We start from the raw sequence: 5,841 nt of genomic DNA on the forward strand, positions 1-5,841 counted from the left end.
GGGTATCCGGATTAAGTGGTTGATGGGCCTTCCAGCCCCATCCAACCCTTAGTCCTTCCAGAAGGTTGATAGATCGACACCGAAGTTCTTCTCAGGCTCGGGGAGTCCCATGTTGTAGGTCATGGTGGCTCTGCCCAGAAACGGGGATTCCTTGACTTGTGGCGCCTTCTTCTTGTGCTTGGTGGTATAGAGCATCCGGGCTCGCATTACCTCGAACGAATAGCCCCGGCCATCACGGTTTTTGTCCTTGGCTAGGCGGTTTATCGACTACGTGAAAGCGTTGGTGATCGGGATGTCGGTCTCAAAGTAGGTCAGCATCTCTTCACGCCAGCCACTGACGGCGCTGACGAGATCCTTCCAAACCTCCTTCTGCCCCTGAGGGATGTTGTCAATCCAGGTGGCGAGAGCCTGTTCGGCACCACGCCGATTGGTACAGTCCCAGATATGGTAGAAGCGCTCCTTGTGCTCGTAAGCCGCCAAGAGCTGGGGGGAATGCTCCTGTCCAGGTCTCCATGATGAGCCGTTCGCGGTCTGAAACGTCGTGAGCGCGCTTCAGCAGGATTTTCCGGTCACCTTTGAGGGTCCGGCGCTGATTGGGCTTCAACTCCTTCCTTAGGCCTTTGCGGATCTTCTCTAAGGCCTCGTTGGCCATGCGCACGACGTGGAACTTATCGACCACGATACGGGCCTGTGGCAGCACCGTCTGGAAGGCGCGGCGGTAGGGCTTCCACATGTCCATGCTGACGATCTCGACCTGGTGGCGGTTGGCCATGCTCATGAGGCGTCTTGTCACCCTCTCTTGCTGACGACCGGGTAGCAGGTCCAGCAGGGTGCGCTCTTCCAGATTGGTTAGGATGCAGCAGAGCCCTTGGCAGCAGTCGTGCATCAGGAACGTACAGCTGGCTCATGAAGGCGTGCCGCCTTATCAAGGCCCAGGACGCGCCTATTCCGGAAGTCAAGCATGCGATAGCGAAGACGCTAGGCGATTCAGCGGCGGCGGCTGCCTGGTTGATGTCGTATTTCCGCCCAAATAAAGAGGGCGACACCGAGGAAGATCCATACGTCCGCTAGGTTGAACGATGGCCAGTGCCACTGGGCATAGTGAAAATCGAGAAAATCCTCTACGTAGCCTAACCGCAAGCGATCTGCGACATTGCCCAACGCGCCGCCGAGGATCGCACTGAGGGCGAGCCGATAACTCAGTACGCGTGGTGAACGCCAAAGCCAGTACACCAGTAATATCGAGATAACCAGGGCCAGTCCGATGAAAAGCGGCTGCTGCCAACCGCCGACATCCGCGAGAAAGCTGAAGGCCGCCCCCGTATTGTGGCGGTGGACCCAATTGAAGAAGGGTGCGGCAGGCACGCTTTCACCATGCGCTAGCATGGTGCTGGCAAGGTACTTGCTCGCCTGATCGACAAACAGTAACAGGAGCGAGAGCCACAGCCAGCGCATCGCCTTTCCCGGCTCGTGGGCTTTCTCTGCGAGCCGACTGCCATAAGTAGACATATCCCCTTCCTCCTGACCCAATCTAGAATTTGCTCGCTGCTAAATAACAAGCGTCATGTACCCAACCGATGATGCCGACGAATTCGACGGAGCAGGAGCAGGCCGAGTCCGAGTGCGGTCAGGCCAAGGACAGGCCAATCCCGCCAGCGCACATAAGGGGGCGCGCCAGTTCGCGGTGTCACTTCGGCGCTGAGGGTGGCCACTTCGAACTGCGGAGCACGCTTGAGCACTTTGCCCTCATGATTGATGGCTGCTGTGATACCGGTGTTCGTGGCTCGAAGAAGGTCACGTCCGGTTTCGATGGCACGCATGCGTGCCATCTGGAAATGCTGGAGGGGGCCGAGCGAGCTGCCGAACCAGGCATCGTTGCTGACATTCACCAGTAACTGCGCTTCGGGCAGAAGCTCAGTGACTTCGGCACCAAAGACCGCCTCGTAGCAGATGAGTGCCCCTACGGGCACCCCTGCTGCATTCAGGACGTGCGCTTCCCGTCCCGGTGTGAAGTCGGACATGGGCGCCCCGAGCACGTCGAGGGCCGACCCCAAAAGATCCCGAAACGGAACATATTCACCGAAGGGCACCAGGTGGCGTTTGTAGTAGAAGCCTGAGGGATCGGAGAGGCTTACCACGGCGTTGTAGGTACGGCCCTCCGCCTCGCGTACCGGGACGCCAATCATTAACGATGTGCCTGCCTGATCGGCTAACGCCTCAAGCTCAGCAAGATATGCTTTGGCCTGGTCATGCCACATCGGGATTGCCGCTTCTGGCCAGATCACGATATCGGCTCCGAGATGCTGCGCGGTAAGCGCCTGATAGCGCTCAAGTGTGATGTCCCGGTATCTCGGGTCCCATTTCTTGTCTTGCGCGATGTTTCCTTGCAAGAGGACGACATCGATCGGGTCAGCGGCTGGCTGCGTCCATTCACGATCCAGCAGTTGCAAGCCGGCGAGGGTAGCGACTAACACGGCACCGACTACCGCAGCACGGCGCAGGCTTGGCCCCTGGACAACCCAGGCAAGCCCGCCAGCGAGAAGTGCCACCAGTAAACTCACGCCAAGCACGCCAAAGACGGGAGCGATAGTGGCAAGTGTGGTGTCGGTCTGGCTGTAGCCAATGAAGAGCCAGGGAAAGCCGGTCAAGAACCAGGTGCGCATCCATTCACTCAGCACCCATGCCGCAGGTAGCCCTAGCCAGAGTGCCATTGCATCCATCTCAGGGCGCAGGCAGCGCACGAGGTACGCGACGCCCCATGGAAAGAGGGCGAGCAGCGAGACAAAGGCCGCCGTGACTAACACCGCCACCACGGGGCCATTGCCGTACTGGCTAATGCTGATAAAGACCCAGGAGACACCCACGCCGAAGTAGCCAAGGCCAAAGAGGTAGGCCGACCACAGCGCCTGACGCCTTGAAGACTGCGCGGTCAGGACAAAAAATGTTGCCAGAGCGATCACCGCAAGCCATGCCCAGCCCACAGGGGCAAAGGCAAGCGGCATGGCGCCTCCAGCAAGTAGAGCCATCCCCCCTGTCAGAAGCGGCTTATAGCGCACGCCCGTGTATAGGCTAGAGGGTAGCGCGCACTTATCACCCAATGCTCTCTCGCCTCCGAATCCAGGATCAACCCTGTGGCTCATGCTTTCTTGCTCCGCTTAATCAAGCTGCGTCAATTCATTCGGCCGGCTGGCCAGGGTGGCAAAGTGAATGTTTCTGGACTCGACTAGGTGCGCCGTAAGCTGGGAGCTGCTTCGTATTCGGCCAGCACGACAGTGGCTGTGTTGGGGAGCAGTACGTTAGCTTTGCGATACCACCCCTTCCAAGCCCGCTGATACCAGAACGAACAGGACGAAGCCGCCTATGAAAGCCAGCGGTGAGATGTGCGTATCGTCACCGCTCTCGTGAGCCTCGGAGACCATATCTTCGATGGCAGCGACCGTGAGAAGGCCTGCCGTGAACGTCAGTGCCGCTAGCTTAAATGCCTCCGGCTGGTTCCTGAGTACGAAGTAAGCAAAGACGGCTGCCGAGAGCACAGGAATCGCGAAGGAAGCAGAGAGCAGTATCCGCTTGCTACGAGGGATTCCTTTATCTTTCATGGTGGCGATCGTCGCAAAGCCCTCAGGAACATCGGCGAGAACCTGACCCGCCGCCAGGATTATCGCGACCGACGGTGAGACCGCCGACCCCGCCCCGATCAGGAGGCCATCGCTGAACAGGTCGATGGATACGGCGATATAGATCATCCAGACACTCGTCTGACCGCCTTCTCCCTGCTGGCCTTGTCGCTTCTGGAGACTCTCAACGAGCTTCTCGATACCTACGTAAGCAATGCCGCCCAGCGCGAAAGCGAGGGCGATTACCCAGGCTGAGAGGTTCTCTAGCACGCGCGGCATGATTTCAACCGCCACCACCGCAATGACGAGGCCGGCAGCGCCGTGAAGGGCGTAATTGAGACGGCGCCCGGTAGTTCGGGAGGCCTCCGCAGCGAGCCCACCACTAAAATTGCCTAAGGCGGGCAACAGCGCCAGGCCGAGTACCAGCCAGATACTATCCATCATCTTCCTTCCTTGGTTGATTCCTAGATACGCTACCTTGCTGGCTCCGAGCCTTCGCGCTATATGCTGTCGTTCAGGCCTAGCGCGCTTGTACAGCCACTTCGATCAAGTGTCCCAGGCATCGATAGCTGCGTACCGTGCAGCCTCACCCCTTGAGCGCCAGGATGCGCCGAGCGCCGTTGAGGACGATCAGGCCCACGATGGTACCGATAATCAGGTCAGGGTAGCTGGACCCCGTCCAGGCGACCAAGGCACCGGCGGCGATGACGCCCATGTTGATCACCACATCATTGGCCGAGAATATCCAGCTTGCCTTCATATGCGCGCCGCCTTCGCGGTGCTTGGATATCAACAGCAGGCAACCGGTATTGGCGATCAACGCGACGAAGGCGATCGCCATCATCATCAGCGATTCAGGCTCACTACCGAAAACAAAGCGTCGCACCACCTCGACGAGTACGCCGATAGCCAAAATCAGTTGCAGTACCCCTGCCAGATGCGCGGCACGTACCTGCATTTTCGCACTGCGCCCTACGGCATAGAGAGCCAGGCCATAGACGGCTGCATCGGCAAACATATCCAGGGAATCAGCGATCAGGCCGGTAGACTGGGCGATCAGGCCAGCAGTCATTTCCACCACGAACATGATCGCATTGATACCGAGCAACACGCGCAGAGTGCCTGACTCCTGCGTAGCAGAGACTGCCGAGCTCTCAGCGGCCTTGATCGTCTCTGGGTCGGCAATGACGGTTTCCTGAAGAGAGGCGCCTAGCCCCAAGGTCGCCAGTTTCGCGGTAATGGGCTCAGCCTCGCCGTCATGCACGACCTCCAATCGGCGGTTCGACAAGTCGAAGGACAGCGTTCGAATCTCATCAAAGCCGTTCAGCGCCAAGCGGATCATCCGTTCTTCTGAGGGACAATCCATCTTCGGCACAGCATACACGCTGACCCATTCCCCTGACGCTTCGGAGGAGACCGGCATATCGGTATCCGCTGCAGGCGTTGCATCGCAGCTACATGGGCCACCACAGGCTTTACTCACGATACGGCTCCAGTTAACCAACATAGATTGCTAGTATTAAAAACTATATAGCTACTATAAGGTCAATGGGACAGATGATCCGTTGAGGAGTAAGCCTGATGCGCATTGGTCAGTTAGCCCAGATAGCGGGTATCGACACGCAGACGATCCGCTTCTATGAGCAGCAGGGCCTGTTGCCGCCGCCAGAACGGCAGGAGAATGGTTACCGTGTCTATACCGAGAAGCATGGCGAGTGGCTTGCCTTTATCCGCCGCTGCCGAATTCTGGACCTGTCACTGACAGAGATTCGCGAGCTACAGAGCTATCAGGACGACCCTCGCCAGCCTTGTACCGCCGTCAACGCCATGCTCGATGACCACATCTCTCATGTGCGGTCGCAGATAACTGCTCTGCAAGCGCTTGAGCAACAACTCGTTTCACTGAGGGCGAGTTGCAACGAGGGTCGGGAGATCAATGCCTGCGGCATCCTGACGGGGATCAGCGAGGAGAGCAAACAACAGCTGTATAGGGCTAGCTCAGGCCGTAAGGACTGAGCAGAGACATGCCGGACCTTGCAGTGACATTGTGAATGCATGGTGTGTTGATCGCGAAGCCTCACTGCGTATCTCGGCATGCGAACCTGGGCGTTGCTGCAAACTTGCAGGGGCCGTGAAGAAGAGTCGTCATCAACCAGGTAATCCGCTGAGCTGATGGTTGGTTCCGTCATCATGATATGAGCCAATCAACCAAAAAATCCGGATACCC

General features: G+C 58.2%; 5 protein-coding genes and 1 pseudogene. 1 reads left to right on the plus strand and 5 read right to left on the minus strand.

Annotated elements, in window-relative coordinates; translation table 11 throughout:
- Positions 1-48: 48 nt before the first annotated feature.
- The 5 genes and pseudogenes from Q1K07_RS21110 to Q1K07_RS21130 all read right to left on the minus strand — a co-directional run.
- Positions 49-859: pseudogene (locus tag Q1K07_RS21110) on the minus strand (ISL3 family transposase); the annotation flags it as partial.
- Positions 860-987: 128 nt separating this feature from the next.
- Entirely contained in the window at positions 988-1,509 is a 522-nt protein-coding gene (lspA, locus tag Q1K07_RS21115) for a signal peptidase II (RefSeq protein WP_008930575.1), read from the minus strand.
- A gap of 53 nt (positions 1,510-1,562) precedes the next feature.
- Positions 1,563-3,026, minus strand: coding sequence for an apolipoprotein N-acyltransferase (lnt, locus tag Q1K07_RS21120; RefSeq protein WP_101270223.1), 1,464 nt, complete (start codon positions 3,024-3,026; stop codon positions 1,563-1,565).
- 270 nt (positions 3,027-3,296) lie between these two features.
- Positions 3,297-4,058 carry a ZIP family metal transporter gene (locus Q1K07_RS21125; RefSeq protein ID WP_009686175.1) on the minus strand — a complete coding sequence of 254 codons (762 nt, stop codon included), beginning with the start codon at positions 4,056-4,058 and terminating at the stop codon, positions 3,297-3,299.
- 142 nt (positions 4,059-4,200) lie between these two features.
- Positions 4,201-5,097, minus strand: a complete 897-nt coding sequence (locus Q1K07_RS21130) for a cation transporter (RefSeq protein ID WP_008928737.1) — start codon at positions 5,095-5,097, stop codon at positions 4,201-4,203.
- A 98-nt stretch (positions 5,098-5,195) separates the two neighbouring features.
- Here Q1K07_RS21130 and cadR point away from each other — a divergent pair, with 98 nt between their 5' ends.
- Positions 5,196-5,630 (plus strand): Cd(II)/Pb(II)-responsive transcriptional regulator, encoded by a 435-nt coding sequence (gene cadR / locus Q1K07_RS21135; protein ID WP_008175821.1) that lies wholly within the window; start codon positions 5,196-5,198, stop codon positions 5,628-5,630.
- Positions 5,631-5,841 lie beyond the last annotated feature (211 nt).

Origin of the sequence: Halomonas sp. (assembly GCF_029263665.1) — a bacterium.
In the GTDB taxonomy this organism is placed as follows: Bacteria; Pseudomonadota; Gammaproteobacteria; order Pseudomonadales; family Halomonadaceae; genus Halomonas.